The organism is Streptomyces sp. NPDC058773 (genome assembly GCF_042746015.1).
GTDB lineage: Bacteria > Actinomycetota > Actinomycetes > Streptomycetales > Streptomycetaceae > Streptomyces.
In genome coordinates this window covers 68,299-89,946 of sequence record NZ_JBHYPE010000003.1, presented here as the reverse complement: position 1 = coordinate 89,946, position 21,648 = coordinate 68,299, and the positions used below count along the sequence as shown (strand labels likewise).

Here is a 21,648-nt window from a genome sequence, read left to right as displayed (position 1 = left end):
CGCGCCGGCCCACCACCCGGGGGGGGGGTGTCTCGGGGGGGGGGGCGCCCGCCGCCGTTGTGCAAACAGCGTCCCGGGGGCGTCAGGCGCCGGGCAGCGCGCCGCTCTTCACGGCAGTGACGAAGGATGCCCAGGCGGACGCCCCGAAGAGGAGAGCGGGGCCGTGGGGGTCCTTGCTGTCACGGACGGGGACGGCGGCGGGGAAGTCGTCGGTGACTTCGATGCACTGACCGCCGTCCTGATTGCTGTATGAACTCTTGCGCCAGGTGACAGTGCTCAGGTCGATGGCTCGCACGAGGCCTCCTCCAACAGCTGCCTGATGAACTTCCGTGATTCAGCCGGGGATAGAGCTAGATCACGAACCAGATCGTACCTGAGCTGAAGTCGTTCGGCTGCTGCCGTTTCCTCGACAAGTTCGCCCGAATATCCAGTCTCCACCCATGCCACGGTGCGGCCGTCCGGGAGCCGCAGGAACATCGTGTCCGTGTTCGTCAGGGCGTGGAGTCCGCATTGCTGCCGAACGACCTGAACCATGACATGTGGCCGGTCCCCCATGGTTACCAGGTGCTCAAGCTGCTCACGCCATTCCTCGGCGTCAGCCAGTGGTGTGCGTAATACGGCCTCGGACAAGATGGTACGGAAGCGCGGAGCATCGTCACCGTCGAGCAACTCGCGGCGCCCGACTCGCGCTTGAACGTGCCGGGTCAGCTCGTCATCGCTGCTGCCTCCCACCGAGAGCAAGTCGCGTGCGTAGCTACTTGTCTGAAGCAGGCCGGGGAGAGCGCTCACCGCGTAGTGCCACATGCTCACCGCCTCGGCTTCCAGCGTCATGTACCGCCGGTACCGCTCACGGAACTGCGAGGGATCTGCGGCCGCCAACTCCCACAGCGTCAGCAGCAGTCCAGCCGTGCCGTAGTACTGGTCCAACGCCTGGGCGACCTCGGGGCCGCCAAGGGTCTCGCCCTTCTCCATCTTCCCGAACAGCGACCAGTCCCACCCCAGCGCTTCGCCGAGCTGCCGGAGACTGTCGCCCTTCTGGGCCCGTAGTAATCGCAGCTCTTCTACGTAGCGCTGACGCGGCTCCTGGCTCCGACCGGTGACCGCTCGCCTCGGTGGCATGGCGACCTCCTCCGTGGAAGGTGTGGAACTAACGGTGCGTGGCGACGAAGTACCGCGGACAAGCGGCATTCACCCCCAATTCCGGCCCCATCCCGTAAGGGCCGGAATACGCACGGTAGTGGTCCACGAAGGTCTCGGGCAGGGAAACGGCAGACAGAAGCGGCAGGGATGCGGCGCGTCCCGAACGGGCGCGCCGCTCGCCGACGGGCCGTCAGAAGTCGTACGGCTTCTTGGTGTTCCAGTTCAGCACGTCGGCCTCGTTCCAGGTGAACTGCGGCTTCTCGCCCTGGAGGTCGACGGAGTAGGAGGGGCCGCTCCGACCGTCCGTGCCGCGCAGCGCGAGGGCGAACGACTGCGACGTGTGGTTCTTCGAGCCGTAGTCGAAGAGGTTCACCGCGCTGTACGCCTTGCCGCCGGGCTGGAGGGTGATCTGCTTGGTGCCGCCGGCGTTGTCCTTCTTCGAGTGCGGCAGCGCGGTGTCGGAGCCGTCGAGCTTCACGGACGGGTACGAGGTGACCCAGCAGGGCTTGGTGCCCTTGTTCACCGCGGTGACCAGCAGGTGGTCGCCCTGCTGCCCGGCGAACCGGTGCACCGCGGTGAGCAGCATCTCGTCGCCGCGGCACTGCTGGGCGCCGGCCGTGGTGCCGTTGCCCGCGGACTCGCCCGACCCGCCCGAGGCGGTCGTCGAGCGCGCGTCTTCCTTGGCGGCACCGCCGGTCTTGGCCTCCTCCGCGCCGCCCTTGCCGCCCCCGTTGGGTGCGGACTGGCTCTGCGCGGTACCGGCGGCGTTGTCGCCGCCCGCCGCCTTCGATTCGCCGTCGGCGCCACCGCAGGCGGTCAGACCCAGCGCCAGCGCGGCGGTGACGGCGGCCAGGGCGGCGGAGCGAATCCGGGAAGTACGCATGATCAGGTTCCCCCTGTGTTCGGTGCGGGATTTTCTTCGGCCGTCCCGCGGTGTGGACACCACTTTTCCCGGGGCCACTGACGTTCCGGTAACGCCTCACTCACGCCCCGCAAACAAACCGCGTGAACGGGTGAGACCGGGTTCGCGGGCGGGCGGCCGGGAGGGGCCGCGGAACGCCCAAGCGGGCGGCGCCGCCCCGGCGTTCGCAGGGAGCGCCGAGCGGACCGGGCTACCCGGGAGGCCGCAGGGCCCCGCCCCGCTCCCTCACCACACCGACTCCGTCAGCGGCCGGTCGAGCGGGATCGCGTCGGTGGTCCGGACCGCGGAGGTGTCCAGGGCCGCGGTCGTGCCGGCGTCCGGCATCACGCTCCCGGAGCCGCCGGGGCCGCCTTCGCCACCGGAGCCCCGACACCGGAAGGGGCGTCGGGGCTCGTCCGTCACGGGCCGGGCCTCGCATCGCGGCGTGGGCATCCGCGGTCTCGGCGCGGGCATCCGCGCGCTGACTACGCGGCCGCGTCGAACCCCGTGTCATGCGCCATCCGCTTCAGCTCCAGCAGCGCATGCTTCTCGATCTGGCGGATCCGCTCGCGGGTCAGGCCGTGCTGCTTGCCGACCTCGGTGAGGGTGCGCTCGCGGCCGTCCTCGATGCCGTAGCGGGCCTTGATGATCGAGGCGGTGCGGTGGTCGAGACGGTCGATCAGGTCTTCCAGCTCTTCGCTGCGCAGCAGCGTGAGCACGGACTGCTCGGGCGAGGCCGCGGAGGTGTCCTCCAGCAGATCGCCGAACTGGGTGTCTCCGTCGTCGTCCACGGACATGTTGAGGCTGACCGGGTCGCGCGCCCAGTCGAGTACGTCGGTGACGCGGGCGGGCGTGGATCCCAGCTCGCCGGCGACCTCCGCGGGCTCCGGGTCACGGCCGTTCTCACGGTTGAACTCGCGCTGCACCCGGCGTATTCGGCCCAGCTCCTCGACGAGGTGCACGGGCAGCCGGATCGTGCGCGACTGGTCGGCGATGGAGCGGGTGATGGCCTGGCGGATCCACCACGTCGCGTACGTCGAGAACTTGAAGCCCTTGGTGTAGTCGAACTTCTCCACGGCACGCACCAGACCGGCGTTGCCCTCCTGGATCAGGTCCAGCAGGGGGAGTCCGGCGCGCGGGTAGCGGCGGGCGACGGCCACCACGAGGCGGAGGTTGGAGCGGATGAAGACGTCCTTGGCCTTGTCGCTCTCCTCGGCCAACGCCGCCAGCTCCTCGCGGCCGGCGCCCGCGGCATTGCCGTCGGTGACCTCGCCGTCCAGGATCTGCCGGGCGTAGACACCCGCCTCGATGGTCTGGGACAGCTCGACCTCCTTGGCCGCGTCGAGCAGTGGCGTGCGCGCGATCTCGTCGAGGTACATGCCGACCAGGTCGCGGTCGGCGATCTCCCCGCCTACGGCGCGAACGCTGTTGGCCCCGTCAGAACCGCTGCTGTTTTCCTGACGGCGGGCGACGGCACGGGTTGCCATGCGTGTGCTCCCTTTGCGATGAGTCGGTCGCGGGACGGTGGGCGGGCCGATGGTGATCGAAACCGATGCTTGCCGAGCGGCCCGTCCGAAGGAAACAACGGCTGGAATCCGGACAGAATTCCCAAGCGGCCCCGCTATTTTTCTGATCATGCAGTACCCTGCGCCCCCAGCGAGGGGGTCACATGCGGCAACAGCACGGAGAAGTGCAGGTCAGGTCGGGCGCTGAAGCGGACCTGCCGGCTCTTACGGATCTTTACAACCACTACATCCGTGAGACCTGCATCACCTTCGACCTGGATCCCTTCACTCCGGATCAGCGCCGCCCGTGGCTGCTCTCCCACCCCCAAGACGGCCCGCACCGTCTTCTGGTTGCCCAAGAGGCAACAGAACGGACGAAAGACCCGCACAACGGGCTGGTGCATGCCCCCTCCGAAGGCGCCGCGGTACCCGGGTACCCGGACCCGGCGGCCCTCATGTCCGGGCACCCGGCCGGCGCCGGGCACCTCGACGGCACGCGGCACCCGGCCGGCGCGCTGCTCGGCTATGCGACCAGCAGCGCATTCCGCCCCAAGGCCGCCTACGCCCCGTCCGTCGAGGTCACCGTCTACTGCGCCCCGCACGCCGCCGGCCGGGGCATCGGCACGCTCCTCTACACGGCTCTGTTCGAGGCGCTGGCCACCGAGGACGTGCACCGCGCCTACGCCGGGATCACGCAGCCCAACGAGGCCTCCCGGCGCCTCCACGCCCGTTTCGGCTTCCGGCACATCGGCACGTACACGGAGGTGGGCCGCAAATTCGGCCGCTACTGGGACGTGGCCTGGTACCAGAAGGACCTGGGCTGAGCCCATCGGCAACCCGCGTGCCCGACGCCGGCCCCCGGCCTTCCGGTTGCCGCGCACGGCGCCCGGGTGTCGCCTGGACAGGAGGGCAGCGGGGGAAACCGAGAGGAGCCCGCCATGGACCAGCACGCCGAGCGGCCCGGCGCGAGGGCCGCCCGCTCCCACGGCACCGTCGAACCCGAACACGGCGCGACCACCGCGGCCCGCGACCGGCAGCACGCCCTGGAACCGGCGAAGGGCCTGGGCCGGCGCATCCCTGCGACCGTGACGCTGCCGGTCATCACGGCGCTCGCCTTCGGCTGCTTCATCATCTTCCGCACCCACACCGCCGGCATCAAAGGCGGTCCGGCCATGCTGTACGGACTGGCCGGGGCCGTGGTGTCGGGGGCATTGGGGCTGTTGGTGGCGCACTTCCAGTCCAGCATGATCACCGAGACCCGGGCGGCCTCCTACGGCACGCTCTTCGGCTGCGCGATGGGCTGGGTCTACAGCCTCGGCGGCGAAGCCATCCTCAAGTCCTGCGCCTTCGGCCTCACCATGGGCGCCGTGATGTTCGTCGCCTCCCTCTACCTCTTCCGCACCCACCGCACCCGTGAGCCGCACGACCTGCACCGGCCGCACAAGCACCACCACCGCGGGGCCCGTGACCACCGCCTACCGGTGGCCACCCACTGAAGCGGCCCGCCGCATCCGCCCGCCCCTTGACCTCAATCGCACTTGAGGTCATAGCGTCCCCACCATGACCACGCCCTCACACGGCTCGACGCCGCACACCCCGGACGCAAAGAACACCTTGGACGCCGGGGACACCTCGGACGCCTCGGCACCGGACGCCGCCGCCCCACCCTCCCCGACGGCGTCCGCCCATGGCACCGCCGGCAAGGTCTTCACGTCCACGGAGCGCGCCTACCTCGCCGGCCAGCCGCTGGCCCGTCTGGCGACCACCGGACCGGACGGCGGACCACAGGTCCGCCCGGTCGGCTTCGTGCTGAACGACGACGACACCCTCGACATCGGCGGCCCCGCGCTGCGGCGCAGCCAGAAGTACCGCAACGCCCAGGCCCGCCCCGAAGTCTCCCTGCTCATCGACGACATGGCACCGGCCGACGACCCGGTCGCGCCCGGCTGGGGACGCGGCGTGGAGATCCGCGGCCGCGCCGAACTGCTGACCCTCGACGCACCCCCGATGGCGCCCGACTTCTTCAGCAACGACGTGATCCGCGTCCATCCGCGCCGCGTCATCGGCTGGCACCTCGAACCGGACGACGGCACCTCCCGGTCCCGCGACGTCAGCTGAACCCGGACCGTCCCTCCGCACCGCACCCCCACGCCACCTGCCGCGCCGGGTCGTCCGACGTCCGCCGGATGGTGCGCGGCGCTCGGCCCGGCGCCCAGGTCTCCACCACCACATACGGGTGCTCGGTGGTCGTCCGCACCACCTCCGTCAGCTCCGCCCGGAAGAGCTGGAACGGCTCCGGCGGCCGCACCGCCGCCGCATAGCGCGCCACCGTGCCGGGATCGGTCACCTCCAGCGCCCGCCCGGACACCCGCACATCCCCACCGGCCAGATCGGCGCCCGGCCCCGGATTGGCGTGCAGCGAGAACCGCGGGTCGCGCCGCAGATCGGCCACCTTGCGCGAGCCGGTCATCATGCCCAACCACAGCTCCCCGTACCGGAAGTCCGCCTCCAAACCGGTGAGCCGCGGCGCACCGTCCTTCCGCAGGGTCGCCAGGACGTGATGCCGGTACACCCCGAACCGCTCCCGCACCCGCGCGGCCAGTTCCGGCACCACCGCCTCCACCCCGGACCAGCCGACCGCACCGCCCCCGCGGCCCGCACCGCTCCCGTCACCGTCACCCATGCCGCCCACGCTTCCGCTCTCCACCGTCATGCCCGCACCCTTTCGCCGATACCCGACACCTCCTGTCCGGTATGGATCAGGAGGGCTGGAGAACGGAAAAGGGGGAGAACGGGAGGCAGGACTCGTTACCGTCACCGCGCGCCCCGGCCCCGGCCCGGCCGCGGCCCCGGCCCACCCGCGCGACCGCCCTCGGCCGCGGCCGTACGACCAGCGCCGTAACCCGCCGCCGACCAGCGGTGCAGGCCGGAAGCCCGTTACGCGGCGGCGATCACCACCCTCTACGCCGCGGACACCCCGCGCGCGGCACCGAGCGCCGACGCGATCACCTCCGAAGAGATCTTCGAGCGGGCGGTCGCCCACGGCAACGAGCATGCGATCAAGTTCGCGGACACCGCACTGGACGTCGCGGCGGCCTCCGAGGACGGCGACACCCGCGCCCTGTCCGCGGCCCTGCGCGCCCTCGCGCTGATCGACAAGGACGACGACTGACCCCGCCACGACAGAACACCGACCGGGCGCGGCACACTTGGAAGTAGTGGGTGCGGGTACCCACGGCAGCGGCATGACCGTACGCTTGAACTTTCAAGCGTTGGTGGGCCGGCATCCTGCGGCGTTGTTAAAACTTAAATAACTCTCCGAGTGGTGAGAGAGTGGATGGTATGAGCAACGAACCCGCAGCCGAGCCGCGCTGGCTCAGCGACGAGGAGCAATACGCCTGGCAGTGCTACCTCCATGCCACCACGCTCCTGGAGGACCACCTCGACCGCCAGCTGCAACGGGACGCCAAGATGCCGCATGTCTATTACGGCTTGCTCGTCCAGCTCTCCCGTGCACCGCGGCGCCGGATGCGGATGACCGAGCTGGCCCAGAACGCCAAGATCACCCGCTCCCGGCTCTCCCACGCGATCGCACGCCTGGAGAGGAACGGCTGGGTGCGGCGCGAGAACTGCGCTTCCGACAAGCGGGGCCAGAACGCCCTGCTCACGGACGAGGGGATGCGAGTCCTGGAGAAGGCCGCGCCCGGACATGTCGCCGCCGTACGCTCCGCGATCTTCGACCGCCTCTCCCCCGAGCAGGTCGGCCAACTGGCCGAGATCTGCCGCGTGATGACCGAGGGACTGCAGCCGAAAGGCGCCGACCTCCCCTGGCTGCGCTGACGGATCAGCGGTAGCGGAGGGGAGGGCGGCGCCGGGGTGGGGCGGGGCAGCGGGCCCGCAGGGGGTGCCCTGCGGCCCTTAGGGGGCGCCATCCGGCCCGTACGGGAGGCCATGAGCCCCGTAGGGGTGTTCCGTACGACCCGCCCCGGGAGCCCATGAACCCTGTAGGGGAGCGCCGTACGGCCCGCCCCCTTCGCCTCAGTGCGCCATCACCGGGATCTGGACCTCGTCTCCGTCCTCGGACGAGGCCCGGACCGTGCTCTCCCCCTCGGCGGACGAGGCCACCGGCGAACCGCCGCCCGGCCGCCCGGTGTTGATGAAGGTGAAGGCGATCACGCCCGCCAGGACCAGGATGCCGACCGCCCACCAGATCGCGGTGGAGTAGCCGTGCACCATCGACTGGAGCTTGAGGAGTTCGGCCGAGCGCGCACCGGCCGCGTGCGAGGTGGCGTACGTGGTGGTGGCGTCGGCCGCGATGGTGTTCAGCAGGGCGGTGCCGATCGCGCCGCCCACCTGCTGCGAGGTGTTGACCATCGCGGAGGCGACACCGGCGTCGCGCGGCTGGACACCGTGCGTGGCCAGCGACATGGCCGGCATGAACGCCGTACCCATCCCCAGGCCCATCAGCAGGAAGCCGGGCAGGATCAGCGCGGGGTAGGACGTGTCCAGATCGATCCGGGTCAGCACCAGCATGCCGAGCGCGGCGACCGTGAAGCCGGGCGCCATCAGCAGCCGCGGCCGGACCCGGGTCATCAGCCGGGCACCGATCTGCGTGGAGCCGGTGATCATGCCGACGATCATCGGGAGGAAGGCCAGGCCGGTGGTGACCGGCGTGTAGCCCTTCACGATCTGCAGGTAGTAGGTCAGGAAGAGGAAGAGACCGAACATGCCGATCACGGCCAGGCCCAGCGAGGCGTAGACACCGGCGCGGTTCCGCTCGGCGACCACCCGCAGCGGCAGCAGCGGGGCCCTCACCTTGGACTCGACCAGCACGAACGCCAGCAGCAGCACCGCGGCCACCACGAACAGTCCCAGCGTCGGGGCCGCCAGCCAGCCGTCCGACTCGGCGCGGGTGAACCCGTAGACGAGCGAGACCAGGCCGAGGGTGGCGAGGATGACGCCGGGGATGTCCAGCCGGGACGGGTTACGGCTCCCCGCCGGCTCCTGGATGACGAGGTAGGCGCCGGTCGCGGCGACCACGGCGAACGGGATGTTGACGAAGAAGGTCCAGCGCCAGTTCATGTACTCGGTCAGCACCCCGCCGAGGATCAGCCCCACGGCACCACCGCCACCGGCGATCGCACCGAAGATGCCGAATGCCTTGGCGCGCTCCTTGGCCTCGGTGAAGGTCACCGCGAGCAGCGACAGCGCGGCCGGCGCCAGCAGCGCGCCGAAGACACCCTGCAGCGCACGGGCGCCCATGAGCATCCCCTGATTGACCGCGGCCCCACCGAGCGCCGAGGCGGCCGCGAAGCCGACGAGCCCGACGATGAAGGTCCGCTTCCGTCCCCACAGGTCGGCGAGGCGCCCGCCGAAGAGCAGCAGACCGCCGAAGGCCAGTGCGTAGGCGGTGATCACCCACTGCCGGTTGGCGTCGGTGATACCGAGGTCCCGCTGTGCGGAGGGCAGCGCGATGTTCACGATGGTCGCGTCGAGAACGACCATCAGCTGGGCGAGAGCGATGAATATCAGCGCTTTCCAGCGCCTGGGATCGACGGACGGGGCTGTTTCAGGCATGGCGGGATCCACCTATTGGTGCAGTGAGCGAACAGGAGCGAAGAACGGGACGGGCGAGGCACCCGCCGGCGCGGCGACGGGCGGGAGAAGAGAAAGAAGGAAGAGGGAGGAGAGAGGGAGAGGGGCGGACGATTTACGAGCGGCGCCTCAAGTCGTCCAACGTGGCGGCGGCGCCGGGGAGTTCGGAGCGGGCAGGGGTCTGCAGCCCGTCCAGGAACAGTTGCAGATGCCGGTGCACGAACTGGTCGAAGTTCCCACAGCGGCTGCCGGGCAGCGGGCGGGTGAGCTGGGTGATCGCGACCATCAGATCACCGACGGCGATATCGGTACGCAGCCGCCCACTGCCGCGCCCGGCGGCCATGACGGCCTCGATGGCCGACTCCAGACGGTCCCGCGCCGCGACCAGATCCGGATGGCCCCGGTCGACGCCGTCGGAGAGCAGCGGGCACAACGCCCCGATCCGCTCCTCCACCGCGTCGTGAACGAAGCGCCTCAGCGCCTGGAAGGCATCGGACTCCTCGGCAAGGGCGCGCTCCGCACGGTCCGCGGTACGGGACATGACGGAGAGTGTGACGTGGTGGATCAACTCCAGGCGATCCGCGAAGTGACGGTAGAGCGTCGCGTTCCCGACACCCGCGCGTCGAGCGATTTCATCGAGCGGGACCTCCGCCCCGAACTCCACCATCGTCTCGCGGGCGGCCGCGATGATCCGCTCCCGGTTACGCGCGGCATCGGCCCGCATCCGGGGCTGCTGCTCCGGCTTCCCGGACCTCGCCTGCGCGGCAACAGCGGTCACGTCGGCTCACTCCCCTCATCTCCCGGCGCTTTCCGGCGCCTGACCTCGGTATCGACTGGTGCGCGAACCGGGGAGCAGCTCCCCGTTTCACCCGGACGTCTGGTTAAACGGGGACACCCTCCCCGGATATTTCGCCACTCCATGTGACCTGGGTCACGCCTCACCCGTCGCGCCCGTGCCGCCCGTACCACCCGCCGCACCCCCTCGTCCGCCGGGCCACGCCCCTCCCCTCAGCACGGTGCCCGACCACGCCACCCCGGCGCCCCTGCCCGCCCCAACCCGTCCAGCCCCGGCCCACCCGGCTCCGACCCATCCGGCCCCGGCATGACTCCACTTGATGTAACCCGGCGCGCGAGCGATCACCCGCCGACCCAAGGTGATCGATATGAAGCACAAGGTCTCCGCGGTCCTGGCCGCCGGCGCGGCCACCGCCGCCGCGGCGATAGCCCTGGGCTCACCGCCCAGCGCCGTGGCCATACCCTCGGTGCCCGGCGCCGCGCCGAGCGGCCCGTGCGCGCTGCGCGGCATCAGCGACGATGTCGCCGAATCCGCCGAGACCCCGGCTGGTTTCTCCCGCTCGTCCGGCACCGTGGAGGCGCTGACCCTCTTCGTCGATTTCCCGGACGCCCGCGCCACGATGTCCCCCCGCGCCCGCTTCGCCGAATTCTTCCCGGCCGCGACGGACTACTTCCGCACCAGCTCGTACGGCAGGCTGACCTACCGGCCCAGACCGCTGCTCCGGTGGATCCGCATGTCACGGCCGCTCGCGACGTACGGCATCCAGCGCGGCGCCGGCTTCGACCCGGCCTCGGACGGCGGCTACCACGCGCTCTCCCGCGAGGTCGTACGCGCCGTCGACCCGCTCGTCGACTTCCGCGACTACGACGTCATCAACATCATCGCCACCCCCAACGCGGGGCCGCCCGCCACCCGTACGGTCCTCTCGGTCACCTTCAGCGGCGGCGACATGGGGCTGAAGACGGACGACGGGGTGCCGTTCCGGAACGCGTCATTCATCTGGAGCCGGCAAACCGGGGCGAGCGCCTTCCGCGTCCTCAACCACGAGAACGCCCACAGCTTCGGCCTGCCCGACCTCTACTTCACGGACGGCCGCGCCGCCCCGCCCCCCGTAGGGCACTGGGACCCGATGGACGAGGACTGGGGGCCGAGCAATGACTTCGTCGGCTGGCACAAGTGGAAACTCGGCTGGCTCTCCGCAGGTCAGGTGCACTGCGCCCCACGCAACGGGACCCCCGGCGAACACACTCTCACCCCGATCGCCACCGAGGGCGGAACCAAGATCGTCGTCATCCCGACCTCGCCCCACACCGCCCTGGTGGCCGAGGCCCGCACCCGCAGCGCCCTGGACCCGACGGTCTGCCGCCCCGGCATCCTCATCTACCGCGTCGCCACCCACGTCCCCTCGGGCCGCGGCCCGCTCCGCATCGTGGACGCCACCCCGCACAGCGACGGCTGCTACCGCGGCAACAAATACGTCGACCCGGAGCTGACCGACGCCACCTTCCGCCCCGGCGACACCTATACGGACCGCACCACCGGCGCGGCCGTCACCGTCCTGACGGAGAACCCGGACGGCACCTACCGCGTACGGGTCACCCCGGCCCGCACATAGCCCCCTCGGCCCCATAAGACCTGCCCGCCCCCTGCCTACTCCCCTCCCTCTTCCCCCCTGCCCTCCTCCCGCCAGTGCCGCCGCCCGATGCTGATCAGCCGCAGCTGACGCCGCGCCACCCGTACGACCTCCTCGGCCGCCCCTTCCGCACCGTCCGCCTCGGCATCGAGCAGCGCCGCGGCCGTCGTCACCAGCCGGTCCACATACAGCTCGGCCAGCATCCGCACCTCGTCATCGCGCCAGCCCTCCGACACCGGCTGGGACTTGAGCGCCGCCCCGACCTCCTCCGCGAACCGGTCCAGCTCACCCGCGATGGCCAGCCGCACGTCCCGCACGCCACCGTGCCGCTCGCGCGCCACGAACCGGATGTGCAGCGGATGGTGACGCACATGCTGCCGCACGACCGCGACCGTGCGGTCGATCCGCTCCTCGGCCCCGTCCTGCTCGGCAAGGATCGCCCGCACCATCACATGCAGGCTCCCCAGCGCCTCCTCCACCAGGGCCACGCCCAGCTCACCCATGTCCTTGAAGTGCCGGTAGAACGCGGTCGGGGCGATCCCCACCACCCGCGTGACCTCCCGCAGCCCCAGGCTGCTCAGGCTCTGCTCCTCCAGCAGCCCGAGCGCCGCATCGAGCAATGCCTGACGGGTCTTCTGTTTCTGGGCCTGCCGGACTCCAAGACTGTGACTCATGTCATCCAGTAAACAACCGTTCTCTGAACAACTCCACCCGGTGACAGTCGTAGACTGAAGGAACTGAGTGAACAACTGTCCTCTGGAATCGGAAAGGAAGATCATGCTCTTCCTCGTCGCAGCCCTCCTCCTGATGGGGATCCTGCTGGGCACGGCGGCACACCTCCCCGTCCCGGTCACCCTCATCGCGGCCACCGTCATCGCCGGCTGGCTGCTCGTCTTCTTCCTCCGCGAACGCCACCACGACGACGAGGTGACCTCCTGATGACCACGCTCAGCGAAACCCTGCGGACCTCTTCCACGACGCCGGCCAAGCCCACCGGGTCGACCGAGCCCACCCAGTCGGCCGAGCCGGCCGGGCCCACCGAGGCGGCCGAGACGACTGAGGCGGCCGGACCCGCCACCGGCCCGGCCGCCTCCCGCCTCCGCGCCCACGCGGACGGCATGGCCGTGGCCTCCTTCATCCTCGGCCTGCTCGGCACCCTGGTCCTCAACCTCCTCCTCGGCCCCTGCGCCCTGGTCCTCGGCGGCCTGGCCCTGGCCCGCGGCACCACCCGCCGCGGCCGAGCCCTCCTCGGCATCGCCCTCGGCGCCGCCGACCTCCTCCTCCTCGCCCTCCTCGTCACCACGGACGGCACAGTGAGCTGGCACATCGGCGGCTGACCCCCGAACCCGGGCCCCCACACCCCCAGTCGGCCCACCGCCAGGCCACGCCCACGCCCCTGATCCCCCACACAAGCAATCTCCAGCGAACGCATCGGCTACGCTGTCAGAGGTCTGATCCCAGGCCTCCGTAGCTCAGGGGATAGAGCACCGCTCTCCTAAAGCGGGTGTCGCAGGTTCGAATCCTGCCGGGGGCACCATGCAGCAAGCCGCTGAACTGGGGGTTTCCCCGGAAGAAGGCGTCCTATTCGGCTCCGGACTCCACGTCCGGGGCCGTTTGCGTGAGCGGATCCCCCTGGCGGACGCCGGAACGACACCTCCAGGGTCGGAGGGAGGCAGATCTCCTCGCACGACTCGATGGGTCGCGTGGAGGGGCAGTCACGACTCGGCGACTCCCGATCCAGCCGTTCGCGCACACGCCCAACCTTAGTGACTCAGCCAGGCCCGGCCTCTCGCGCTCACACCACATCTGCCGTACTGAAGCGGCCAGTTGGACTGCGATGAGACGATGTTGCCATGGTGCTTCAGGTGGGGGCCAAGGCGCTCCGAAAAAGGCGGACGGAGCTTCGGGACTCAGCGGAATCGGTGGGAGCAAGTGGGGCGCTGGGCGATGTAGCCACAGTCGGGCTCTTACTGTTCTACGCTGCTGAGTGTGGGCTGAAGGAAAGACTCCTCATCCGGCAGGGACACCGTGACACCGCAGCTTTGGAGCCCACTCACGACCTCCGCAAGCTGGCCAAGGACCTTCGACTGCCCCGTGCCCTGGGCGCGCGTCTCGAACGGCTCCAGAGCTGCCGATTGCGTGTGCCAGCGCGCGGCTCCATCGCTCTGGCTGATCTGCATCAGGCATGGCGCTATGGTGCGACGCTTGACGCGGCGGACGAGAAGGAAGCTCAGGAAGCCCTCCGCGCTCTGATCACATGGAGCGAAAGGGACTAAGGCTAGGAGGGTACGAAACCATGGCTGAACTGATCGATCTGGAAGGGCCGACGCCCCCAGAGCACCTGTTCACGTGGGTGGATGTCGACGAGCATCTCGCGCTCCTGGCAACTGCGGGCCGGTGGCCCGAGTGGCTGCGCGCGGCGGACGGCTGGTGGGACGGCCTGGAGCTGATCGTTTCCAGTGGTACGGAGGCCGAGGAAGCCAAGCGGTGGCTGGACGAGGCGTTCGGAGCAGGCTCGACCGAATGGCGTGACGGCACGATCATGCTCGGGCTGGACGACCCGCGCACGACTGCGTTCAAAGGCACGCCTGTCATCCTGAGCCCCGAGCCGGAGAACGCCGACCAGCCGCGCCGCGTCCCGCTGTTGCGCGAGAAGCACATCACAGCTCAGCTGGCACAACCCCTGGAGCGTCCCGCCAACGCGCGTTTCCACGCCGACGTACAACTGGTGGCGTTTCACTCGTTCAAAGGGGGAGTCGGGCGCACCGTGCACGCGGTCGCCATGGCCGATGCCGTAGCCCGCCGCGGTGGCAGTGTCCTGCTGGTCGATGCCGACCTTGAGGCCCCAGGAATTACGTGGATGCATAGAGCCCAAGGCGGACAACTCGACTTCTGCTACGAGGACATGCTGGCCCTGCTTCAGGGATCCGAGGACGGCAGCTGGTCGGAGGCGGTGGACATCGCCTCCGCGTATCTGCCGAACCAACAAGTCGGCCGGTACTCCAGCGGGGGGCGTGTAACCGTAGTCCCGGCCAGCAGGCGGCCGCAGCTGGGCCCACCGCGCATCGAGCCGGCGGACCTGGCCTCACCAGGACGCTCACCCTACTTCCTGAGCGAGGCACTGGCAGCGCTCGCAGCCAGCGCCGGCGCGGACACGGTCGTGGTAGATCTACGGGCCGGCGCCTCAGAACTGTCGGCACCCGTATTGCTCGACCCCCGCGTCCAAAGGGTCTTCGTCACCACTCTCAGCCATCAGTCCCTCGCCGGCACCAAGACGTTGTTGAGACAGCTGGGAAACCGGGCACCAGCCTTGCAAGGCATTGACCCGGCCAGCGCCGTGATCATCACGCAGTACCGGCAGGACGTTCACGAGACCCAGGCGGAACAGGCACAGAACGAGCTGAGGAACGCACTGTTTTCGTCTCTCAGGCACCCGGGCGGGACAGCGGAACCCGATCCTGACGACACCGGTGAAGTGGACTTCGATGTCCTGTCACAACCCTTGCTCAGCCCTTTTCGGGAGGAGCTGCTCGCTCTCCCTTCCTCTTGGAGCGCCGTACTCCGCGTACTGGACAGCTGCAAAGTGGGCGATGCCTTGGGGTCGATCGTGCCGACCCCAATCCGGCCGTCGCCGTCGGAGGCGGGCGGGCCGCAGACGGCTGTGGACTACACGACACTGCGCAAACGCCTCGCGGACACCGCGCAACCCCTCATCTACGCCGAGCGGGAAGGCATGTCGTCGGCTAGCGGCTTCCTGGTGACCGATCCGCTGCGCAGGCTGCTGGGAGACCACCGTACGGAACCGCCCCTGGCCCTCGTCGTAGGCGCCAAGGGGGCCGGCAAGACCTTCATGTATGCAAAGGCATGCGCAGCCCGGACGTGGGACGAGTTCGCCGAGCAATCCGGCATCGAGGACGTACGGCTGGGCCTGCCTGTGGTGCCGGTGCTGGAGTCAGACAACCTCGAGGACGGCGACCTGACCACTCAGGACCTCCGAGACGCCTTCGCCGCCCACCACAGTGGGGCATCAGGCGCGGCCGGAACCTCCCAGGAGATTAAGGACAAGCTCAGAAAGGGTCTTTCGACTCTCGACGCGCAGGACGAACTTGGGTGGCGGCAGCTGTGGCTTGAGTGTTTGGCCGTCGCGGCAGGAATGTCGCCGTCCGCCGGTGTCACTACGGAAACCGCGCTGACAGAACTCGGCAAGCGGGCTCGGGCGGTATTCGTCATGGACGGGCTCGAGGACCTGCTTCAATCGCTTGACAGCGAGGTCAAGCGAACGGCGTTGCGCGTACTTCTCATCGACGTGCTCGCTTGGCTGAGGTCACTGCGGGGGCACCCGCTCGGGCTGGTCGTCTTCGTGCGACGAGACCTGGTGAAGCGGGCGGTTCGACAAAACAGCGAGCAACTCCTCGCCCGGTACGAACCGTATGCTCTGCGCTGGGACAAAGAGGAAGCACTGCGGCTAGCGCTGTGGGTCACGGCTCATGCCGACGCGCTGCCCACGGCCTCGGCGGAGTCCGAGATCGCCGAGCAGTCCTATGACGCACTGGTGGAATCCCTCACCCCGGTGTGGGGGTGGAAGATGGGAACGGAGAAGTCCAAAGAAGCGCGCTCCCATCTTTGGGTTCCCGCGGCGCTCGGAGACTTCAAGGACCAAGTGCAAGCCAGAGACGTGGTGGTGTTCCTGGCAGAGGCGGCGCGTCAATCCATTCCCCAGACGACGTGGGATGACCGCGTGCTGGTGCCGAGTGCCATGCGCAAAGCGCTGCTCGCCTGCAGCAAGATCAAAATTAGCGCGATTCAGGATGAGAGCCAGGAGATCGGGGAACTGTTGAGCCGGCTTCAGCAAGTGCGCCAGCCGGTAACCGTGCCTTTCTGGCTGGAGGAAGTGGGGCTTGAGCTGAATGAAGCGGACTTCCTCGTGGAGTCTGGGGTCTTCGCCCGGGGCAACGACGGCCGCTACTGGGTAGCCGAGATCTACCGCCATGGACTGGGATTCGGCAGTGAGCGGCGGGCAAAGGTGCTGTGGCGGAGGTGAATTCCAGGTGTCGCAGGTTCGAATCCTGCCGGAGACACCGACGGCATAGCAGGTAAGAGCACTTCCAAGGCCCCTCGTTCCTTCGAACGGGGCCTTGCGCTCCCCGGAGTCCGTTGCGGGGCACGCTCTTCACCGGCGAGCACTCCGCCGGCCTGGCTCCGTGCCGGGGCAAACCCGCCTGGTTGCAGGGTTGGTTGGTGCTGGGGCCGGTGCTGATGCTCGCGGTGCCCCTGCCGGTCGAGTGGCCAGGTGGCCAGGCGGGCTCCTCCACAGCGGCCGCCCGCCATCGAAAACTGGACGGCCGATGTCAGAGAGCCAGGTGGGTCTGACGCACGCGGTGAAGTCTGCGAAGTCCTTCCGCAGGTACTGCGGATCGGACGGCTTCAGCCGGACCTGTTGGCGGCTGTCCGCCCACCAGATCTCGAAATCCGTGACAGTGCCCTCGGCGGGCCAGCGTTCGGCCTGCGCCGGCAACAGCAGAACGTCGACGAAGCCGCCCACTCCCACACCGATGTCCACGAAGATCCCGATCGCTCCGGGGCTGGGCACCTTCAGGACAGTGCCCCGGAAGACCTGTCCGAAGCGGAGATTCCCGCGGATCCGCTCCCACTCCGCATCCGTAACCACACGGGGCATTCTGGCAGCCCCGCCGCACCGAGTCAGCCCGATCCATGGCCCGGATGAGGCGAGCGGCCGGGGATGCCGCCCGACGGCGCGCCATCGGTGCGTGGCAGTGAGGGCAGCCCTCCGTGGTCGCTCTCCTTGACGCAGCCGCAGCGGGAGCAGACGGAGATGGGACGGCCGTCCGAGTCGCGCTGGCCCCACATCGTGGCGTGGCACTGTGGGCATCCGGACGTCACGATGCCGCGCGGGCCCAGCGGCGGCGGGTCGGGGGTGGCCGCCACGTAGGCGATGATCTGTTCGCGGTCGCGCGCACTGTCACCTGCCATGCGCAGCAGATTCGCCAGCCGCGTCCGCGCTTCCTCGGCGAAGGTCCCCATGCCGGGGAGGTTAACTGCGGAGGGGGCCGGGCACTGCCGGTACGGATAAGTGCCTCCCATCGGAGGACGTCTGATCCGTGCAATCCGGGCGCTGGAGGGCGCGCGGGCGTCGGCCGGTGAGACGGGGAGCCGGGTGCTTAGAGCGGTGTCGGTGGCAGCCCGCCTGGCGGACGGCGGGTTTGCGTCACGGCCTCTGGGACGTTCTCGGCTCGCATTCGAGCAGCTTGGTGATGTCTCCTGCTGGACGGTCGCGGAGGGGGCGAGTTATCCACAGGGTCGACGGGGACCCCCGCGGAACTCGTAGGCTTTCGGAATGGCTCTGGCGGACGTGGAAGTGGTCGTGGACATGGATGTGGAAGGCGCTTCGGACGCAAGCGAGGCGGTGCAGGTGCTGCGCCGGGTGTTCGGGTATGACGCGTTCCGCGGCAGTCAGCAGGAGATCATCGAACACGTCATAGGGGGCGGGGACGCGGTCGTCCTGATGCCGACCGGTGGCGGCAAGTCGCTGTGCTATCAGATTCCCTCGCTGGTCAGAAGCGGTGTGGGGGTGGTGATCTCCCCGCTGATCGCGTTGATGCAGGACCAGGTCGATGCCTTGCGGGCGCTCGGTGTGCGGGCCGGGTTCCTGAATTCGACGCAGGATCTGGAGGAGCGGCGGCTCGTCGAGGCCGAGTTCCTGGCCGGGGAGCTGGACCTGCTGTATCTGGCGCCCGAGCGGCTGCGGGTCGAGCAGACACTGAATCTGCTCGACCGCGGGAAGGTCTCGCTCTTCGCGATCGACGAGGCGCACTGTGTCGCCCAGTGGGGCCATGACTTCCGGCCGGACTACCTGGCCCTGTCGATGCTGCACGAGCGCTGGCCCGAGGTGCCGCGGATCGCGCTGACCGCCACCGCGACCGAGGCCACGCACCACGAGATCAGCTCCCGGCTGCGGATGGCCGACGCCCGGCATTTCGTGGCGAGCTTCGACCGGCCCAACATCCAGTACCGGATCGCGGCGAAGAGCGAGCCGAAGAAGCAGCTGCTGGACCTGCTGCGCAACGAGCACGCGGGGGACGCGGGGATCGTCTACTGCCTGTCGCGGGCGTCGGTGGAGAAGACCGCGCAGTTCCTGGTGGACAACGGCATCGCGGCGGTGCCGTATCACGCGGGGCTCGATCCGCGGACGCGTGCCGAGAACCAGGCCCGGTTCCTGCGTGAGGACGGGCTGGTCGTGGTCGCCACGATCGCGTTCGGGATGGGCATCGACAAGCCGGACGTCCGGTTCGTGGCCCACCTGGATCTGCCGAAGTCCGTGGAGGGCTACTACCAGGAGACGGGGCGCGCCGGGCGGGACGGGCAGCCGTCGACGGCCTGGCTGGCGTACGGGCTGCAGGACGTGGTGCAGCAGCGGAAGATGATCGACGGGTCGGAGGGCGACGAGGCGCACCGGCGGCGGCTGTCGGCCCATCTCGACGCGATGCTGGCGCTGTGCGAGACGGTGCAGTGCCGGCGGGTGCGGCTGCTGGCCTACTTCGGGCAGGAGAGCAGCGCATGCGGGAACTGCGACACCTGTCTGGCCCCGCCGCAGACCTGGGACGGCACGGTCGCCGCGCAGAAGCTGCTGTCGACGGTCGTACGGCTGCAGCGTGAGCGCGGTCAGAAGTTCGGCGCGGGCCAGATCATCGACATCCTGCTGGGGAAGAAGACCGCCAAGGTCATCCAGTTCGATCATGACGGGCTGAGCGTCTTCGGGGTGGGGGACGACCTCCGGGAGGCCGAATGGCGGGGCGTCGTACGGCAGTTGCTGGCGCAGGGGCTGCTCGCCGTCGAGGGTGATTACGGCACGCTGGTGCTCACGGAGACGAGCGGTGAGGTGCTGGGCGGCCGGCGCGAGGTGCCGATGCGGCGGGAGCCGGAGAAGGCGGCGCGGCAGGCCAGGGCGAAGGCGAAGGGCAAGCGTGCGGTGCCGGCCGATCTGCCGGAGGCGGCGCTGCCGGTCTTCGAGGCGCTGCGCGGCTGGCGGGCCCGTACGGCCAAGGAGCAGGGCGTGCCCGCGTATGTGATCTTCCACGATGCGACGCTGCGGGAGATCGCCACGCTCGCGCCGACGGCGATGGCCGAACTGGGCACGGTCAGCGGAGTCGGCGAGAACAAGCTCGCGAAGTACGGCGAGCAGATCCTGGATGTGCTCGCCGGACGGGAGACGGAGGCGCAGGGCGGGGCTGAAGCCGCCGGCGCCGACGGCTCCGCGGCGGCCGGGGCGGGGGCGTCGGGTGCCACGGGCACCGCGGCCGGGGCGGCAGCCATGGGCGCTACGGGGGCACCGGCAGCGGAGCGTCACGCCGTTCCGGAGCCCGATGATGAGGAGCTGCCGGAGCCGCCGGATGACATCGACTGGTGAGGGCGGCTGCGGCGGTGGGAATTGGACGGCTTCGGCCCGTCTTGGGCGGGCGTTCCTTCACAGAACCGAGCGCAGAGATCCCGGTGACTGTTACACAACGGATGGGTCGCCGTTAAGCACGCTCCGTAGCGTGCTGACTCCGATCGCATCCCTACGGCGGCCCGAGCCGCCCCCGACGAGGAGTACCCATGCGGGCCCAGCGCCGCACCATGATCCGTACCGCCACCGTCGCAACCGGTGCGCTGGCCGTGCTGCTGCTCCCCGCGGGAGCCGCCTTCGCCGCCGACTCCACCGGCCCCTCGGAGAGCCGGACCTCGATCATGCTGCCCGACAACGGGCTGGCCGGACTGGCGGAGAAGGCCGGCCAGCTGCCCAAGGCGGGGCTGCTCGGTGGCGTGGGGGTGCTGGGCGTGGCCGGTACGGCCCTCGCCGTGCACCGTCGCCGACAGGACGGCCGCGGCCGGCAGGCCTGAGCCCGTACGCCAGCAGGCCCAGCGGGCACGATGGCCGGTCGGCCTCGACGGCCTCGACGGCCCGGACACCGAGCCCCGAGCCGATGGCTCACTCGGCCACGCGGACGGCGGACCCGGGTCCGACGGCGGGCTCAACCCTGAGGCCGCCCCCGGCCGGGGCCCCGACCGCGGGCCCGGCGCCGCTCTTCGCCCCGGCCCCGAAACCAGGCGGGCTCCCGACCGCCCCGGCATCGCTGCTCCTACTCCTCCTCCGCCAGCAGCCGCTGCACCTCGTCATAGCCCAGCACCTGGCCGCCCAACCCGGCGGCCTCCGCCGGCTGCCGACCCGTGCGGATGGCGTCCGCCGCCGTGAGCGTGGCCTGGAGGGCGGTCCGGAAGAGCAGCGAGCCGGTGCTGATGCGGCGTACGCCGAGCTCCGCCAGACGGCTGACGGTGTGCCGTCCGGGAGCGAAGAGGATGTTGAGCGGGGCGGGGACCTCGGCGACCAGGGTCGAGATCTCCTCGTCGGCGACGACGCCCGGTACGAAGACGCCGTCCGCGCCCGCGGCCAGGTACGTCTGCGCGCGCGAGAGCGTGACCGAGAGGGGCGGCGGGCTGTCCACGAGCCAGTGGGTGTCGATCCGGGCGTTGAGGAACAGCCCCGGCGCCCGCTCCTTCACCGTGCTGATCAATTCGGCCTGACGCACCGGATCCTGCAGCCCCTCGCCGCCCGGCAGCCCGTCCTCCAGGTTCAGGCCGGCCGCCCCGGCCTCCGCCAACTCGGCGGCCAGATCCCCCACTTGACCGGCGTCACCGCCGAATCCGCCCTCCACGTCGACCGTGTAGGGGCAGGAGAGCCGGCCGTTGAGCCGCAGCGCCAGCGCCACCGTGGCGTCCCGTGCCTCGGCGAGCGCGCGCCCGTCCGGATAGCCGTGGGCCGCGGCGACGCCCAGGCTCGTGGTGCCGACTGCCGCGTATCCGGCCCCGGCGAGTGCGACGGCCGAGATGACGTCCCAGGCGTTGGGCAGCAGCAGCGGCTGATCCGCGTGGTGCAGCGCGTGGAAGTGGAAGGTGGCGTACTCCGGGGAGCTACTCATATGGGCACCGTAGGCCGGAGTCCCTTCGGTAGGTGTCGAAGACTCGCGGCGGACGCCGGAGTGATGACCACTCCGGCGTACAGCCACCGTGCGCCACCGCCCGC

General features: G+C 70.0%; 20 protein-coding genes and 1 tRNA gene. 11 read left to right on the top strand and 10 right to left on the bottom strand.

Translation table 11 applies throughout. The features are described 5' to 3' along the window. Positions 1-82: 82 nt before the first annotated feature. From ACFW5B_RS03765 to ACFW5B_RS03750, 4 genes are all read right to left on the bottom strand, one after another. Positions 83-295, bottom strand: coding sequence for a DUF397 domain-containing protein (locus ACFW5B_RS03765; RefSeq protein ID WP_386432700.1), 213 nt, complete (start codon positions 293-295; stop codon positions 83-85). Beyond that, a complete protein-coding gene (locus ACFW5B_RS03760; protein ID WP_386432696.1) occupies positions 277-1,119 on the bottom strand; it encodes a helix-turn-helix transcriptional regulator in 843 nt (280 codons plus the stop codon). The genes ACFW5B_RS03765 and ACFW5B_RS03760 overlap by 19 nt, the downstream gene beginning before the upstream one ends. A gap of 211 nt (positions 1,120-1,330) precedes the next feature. Continuing rightward, positions 1,331-2,023, bottom strand: a complete 693-nt coding sequence (locus ACFW5B_RS03755) for a DUF4232 domain-containing protein (RefSeq protein ID WP_386432693.1) — start codon at positions 2,021-2,023, stop codon at positions 1,331-1,333. Positions 2,024-2,526: 503 nt separating this feature from the next. Beyond that, complete coding sequence (locus ACFW5B_RS03750; RefSeq protein WP_386432690.1) at positions 2,527-3,528, bottom strand: RNA polymerase sigma factor RpoD/SigA; 1,002 nt, start codon at positions 3,526-3,528, stop codon at positions 2,527-2,529. 182 nt (positions 3,529-3,710) lie between these two features. Between ACFW5B_RS03750 and ACFW5B_RS03745 the strand changes: the two genes are divergently transcribed. The 3 genes from ACFW5B_RS03745 (at position 3,711) to ACFW5B_RS03735 (ending at position 5,664) form a co-directional block, all read left to right on the top strand. Next, positions 3,711-4,370, top strand: coding sequence for a GNAT family N-acetyltransferase (locus ACFW5B_RS03745; protein WP_386432687.1), 660 nt, complete (start codon positions 3,711-3,713; stop codon positions 4,368-4,370). A 114-nt stretch (positions 4,371-4,484) separates the two neighbouring features. After that, the gene (locus tag ACFW5B_RS03740; protein ID WP_386432684.1) at positions 4,485-5,042 is read left to right on the top strand and encodes a hypothetical protein; all 558 of its coding nucleotides are present in this window, start codon (positions 4,485-4,487) and stop codon (positions 5,040-5,042) included. A gap of 64 nt (positions 5,043-5,106) precedes the next feature. Then, on the top strand, positions 5,107-5,664 hold the full coding sequence (locus ACFW5B_RS03735) for a PPOX class F420-dependent oxidoreductase (protein WP_386432681.1): 558 nt from the start codon (positions 5,107-5,109) through the stop codon (positions 5,662-5,664). Here the strand turns inward: ACFW5B_RS03735 and ACFW5B_RS03730 are convergent. Further along, positions 5,657-6,229, bottom strand: a complete 573-nt coding sequence (locus tag ACFW5B_RS03730) for a pyridoxamine 5'-phosphate oxidase family protein (RefSeq protein ID WP_386433228.1) — start codon at positions 6,227-6,229, stop codon at positions 5,657-5,659. The two genes, ACFW5B_RS03735 and ACFW5B_RS03730, sit on opposite strands and share 8 nt — an antisense overlap. Before the next feature lie 659 nt (positions 6,230-6,888). Between ACFW5B_RS03730 and ACFW5B_RS03725 the strand changes: the two genes are divergently transcribed. Continuing rightward, positions 6,889-7,386, top strand: a complete 498-nt coding sequence (locus ACFW5B_RS03725; protein WP_386432678.1) for a MarR family winged helix-turn-helix transcriptional regulator — start codon at positions 6,889-6,891, stop codon at positions 7,384-7,386. A 198-nt stretch (positions 7,387-7,584) separates the two neighbouring features. Here the strand turns inward: ACFW5B_RS03725 and ACFW5B_RS03720 are convergent, their stop codons facing one another. Together ACFW5B_RS03720 and ACFW5B_RS03715 are read right to left on the bottom strand one after the other, a co-directional pair. Beyond that, complete coding sequence (locus tag ACFW5B_RS03720) at positions 7,585-9,123, bottom strand: MFS transporter (protein ID WP_386432675.1); 1,539 nt, start codon at positions 9,121-9,123, stop codon at positions 7,585-7,587. A 133-nt stretch (positions 9,124-9,256) separates the two neighbouring features. After that, the gene (locus ACFW5B_RS03715; RefSeq protein ID WP_386433225.1) at positions 9,257-9,865 is read right to left on the bottom strand and encodes a TetR/AcrR family transcriptional regulator; all 609 of its coding nucleotides are present in this window, start codon (positions 9,863-9,865) and stop codon (positions 9,257-9,259) included. Between the two features lie 439 nt (positions 9,866-10,304). On the opposite strand from ACFW5B_RS03715, the gene ACFW5B_RS03710 reads away from it, so the two are divergent. Beyond that, positions 10,305-11,552, top strand: a complete 1,248-nt coding sequence (locus tag ACFW5B_RS03710; protein ID WP_386432672.1) for a M6 family metalloprotease domain-containing protein — start codon at positions 10,305-10,307, stop codon at positions 11,550-11,552. 35 nt (positions 11,553-11,587) lie between these two features. On the opposite strand, the gene ACFW5B_RS03705 is transcribed toward ACFW5B_RS03710, so the two are convergent. Next, complete coding sequence (locus ACFW5B_RS03705; RefSeq protein WP_386432669.1) at positions 11,588-12,244, bottom strand: TetR family transcriptional regulator; 657 nt, start codon at positions 12,242-12,244, stop codon at positions 11,588-11,590. Positions 12,245-12,311: 67 nt separating this feature from the next. Between ACFW5B_RS03705 and ACFW5B_RS03700 the strand changes: the two genes are divergently transcribed. The 4 genes from ACFW5B_RS03700 (at position 12,312) to ACFW5B_RS03685 (ending at position 16,611) form a co-directional block, all read left to right on the top strand. Next, positions 12,312-12,509 carry a hypothetical protein gene (locus ACFW5B_RS03700; protein WP_386433266.1) on the top strand — a complete coding sequence of 66 codons (198 nt, stop codon included), beginning with the start codon at positions 12,312-12,314 and terminating at the stop codon, positions 12,507-12,509. After that, the gene (locus ACFW5B_RS03695; protein WP_386432666.1) at positions 12,509-12,907 is read left to right on the top strand and encodes a hypothetical protein; all 399 of its coding nucleotides are present in this window, start codon (positions 12,509-12,511) and stop codon (positions 12,905-12,907) included. Before ACFW5B_RS03700 ends, ACFW5B_RS03695 begins: the two co-directional genes overlap by 1 nt. Positions 12,908-13,031: 124 nt before the next feature. Next, positions 13,032-13,107, top strand: a tRNA-Arg gene (locus ACFW5B_RS03690). 759 nt (positions 13,108-13,866) lie between these two features. Next, positions 13,867-16,611, top strand: coding sequence for a KGGVGR-motif variant AAA ATPase (locus tag ACFW5B_RS03685; protein WP_386432663.1), 2,745 nt, complete (start codon positions 13,867-13,869; stop codon positions 16,609-16,611). Positions 16,612-17,270: 659 nt separating this feature from the next. On the opposite strand, the gene ACFW5B_RS03680 is transcribed toward ACFW5B_RS03685, so the two are convergent. Further along, positions 17,271-17,612 (bottom strand): hypothetical protein, encoded by a 342-nt coding sequence (locus ACFW5B_RS03680; RefSeq protein ID WP_386432661.1) that lies wholly within the window; start codon positions 17,610-17,612, stop codon positions 17,271-17,273. Between the two features lie 313 nt (positions 17,613-17,925). Here ACFW5B_RS03680 and recQ point away from each other — a divergent pair, with 313 nt between their 5' ends. Together recQ and ACFW5B_RS03670 are read left to right on the top strand one after the other, a co-directional pair. Next, positions 17,926-19,995 (top strand): DNA helicase RecQ, encoded by a 2,070-nt coding sequence (gene recQ, locus ACFW5B_RS03675; RefSeq protein WP_386432658.1) that lies wholly within the window; start codon positions 17,926-17,928, stop codon positions 19,993-19,995. Positions 19,996-20,183: 188 nt separating this feature from the next. Further along, complete coding sequence (locus ACFW5B_RS03670; RefSeq protein ID WP_386432656.1) at positions 20,184-20,468, top strand: hypothetical protein; 285 nt, start codon at positions 20,184-20,186, stop codon at positions 20,466-20,468. A gap of 239 nt (positions 20,469-20,707) precedes the next feature. Here the strand turns inward: ACFW5B_RS03670 and ACFW5B_RS03665 are convergent, their stop codons facing one another. Further along, positions 20,708-21,544, bottom strand: a complete 837-nt coding sequence (locus ACFW5B_RS03665; protein WP_386432653.1) for an isocitrate lyase/phosphoenolpyruvate mutase family protein — start codon at positions 21,542-21,544, stop codon at positions 20,708-20,710. Between the last annotated feature and the right edge of the window lie 104 nt (positions 21,545-21,648).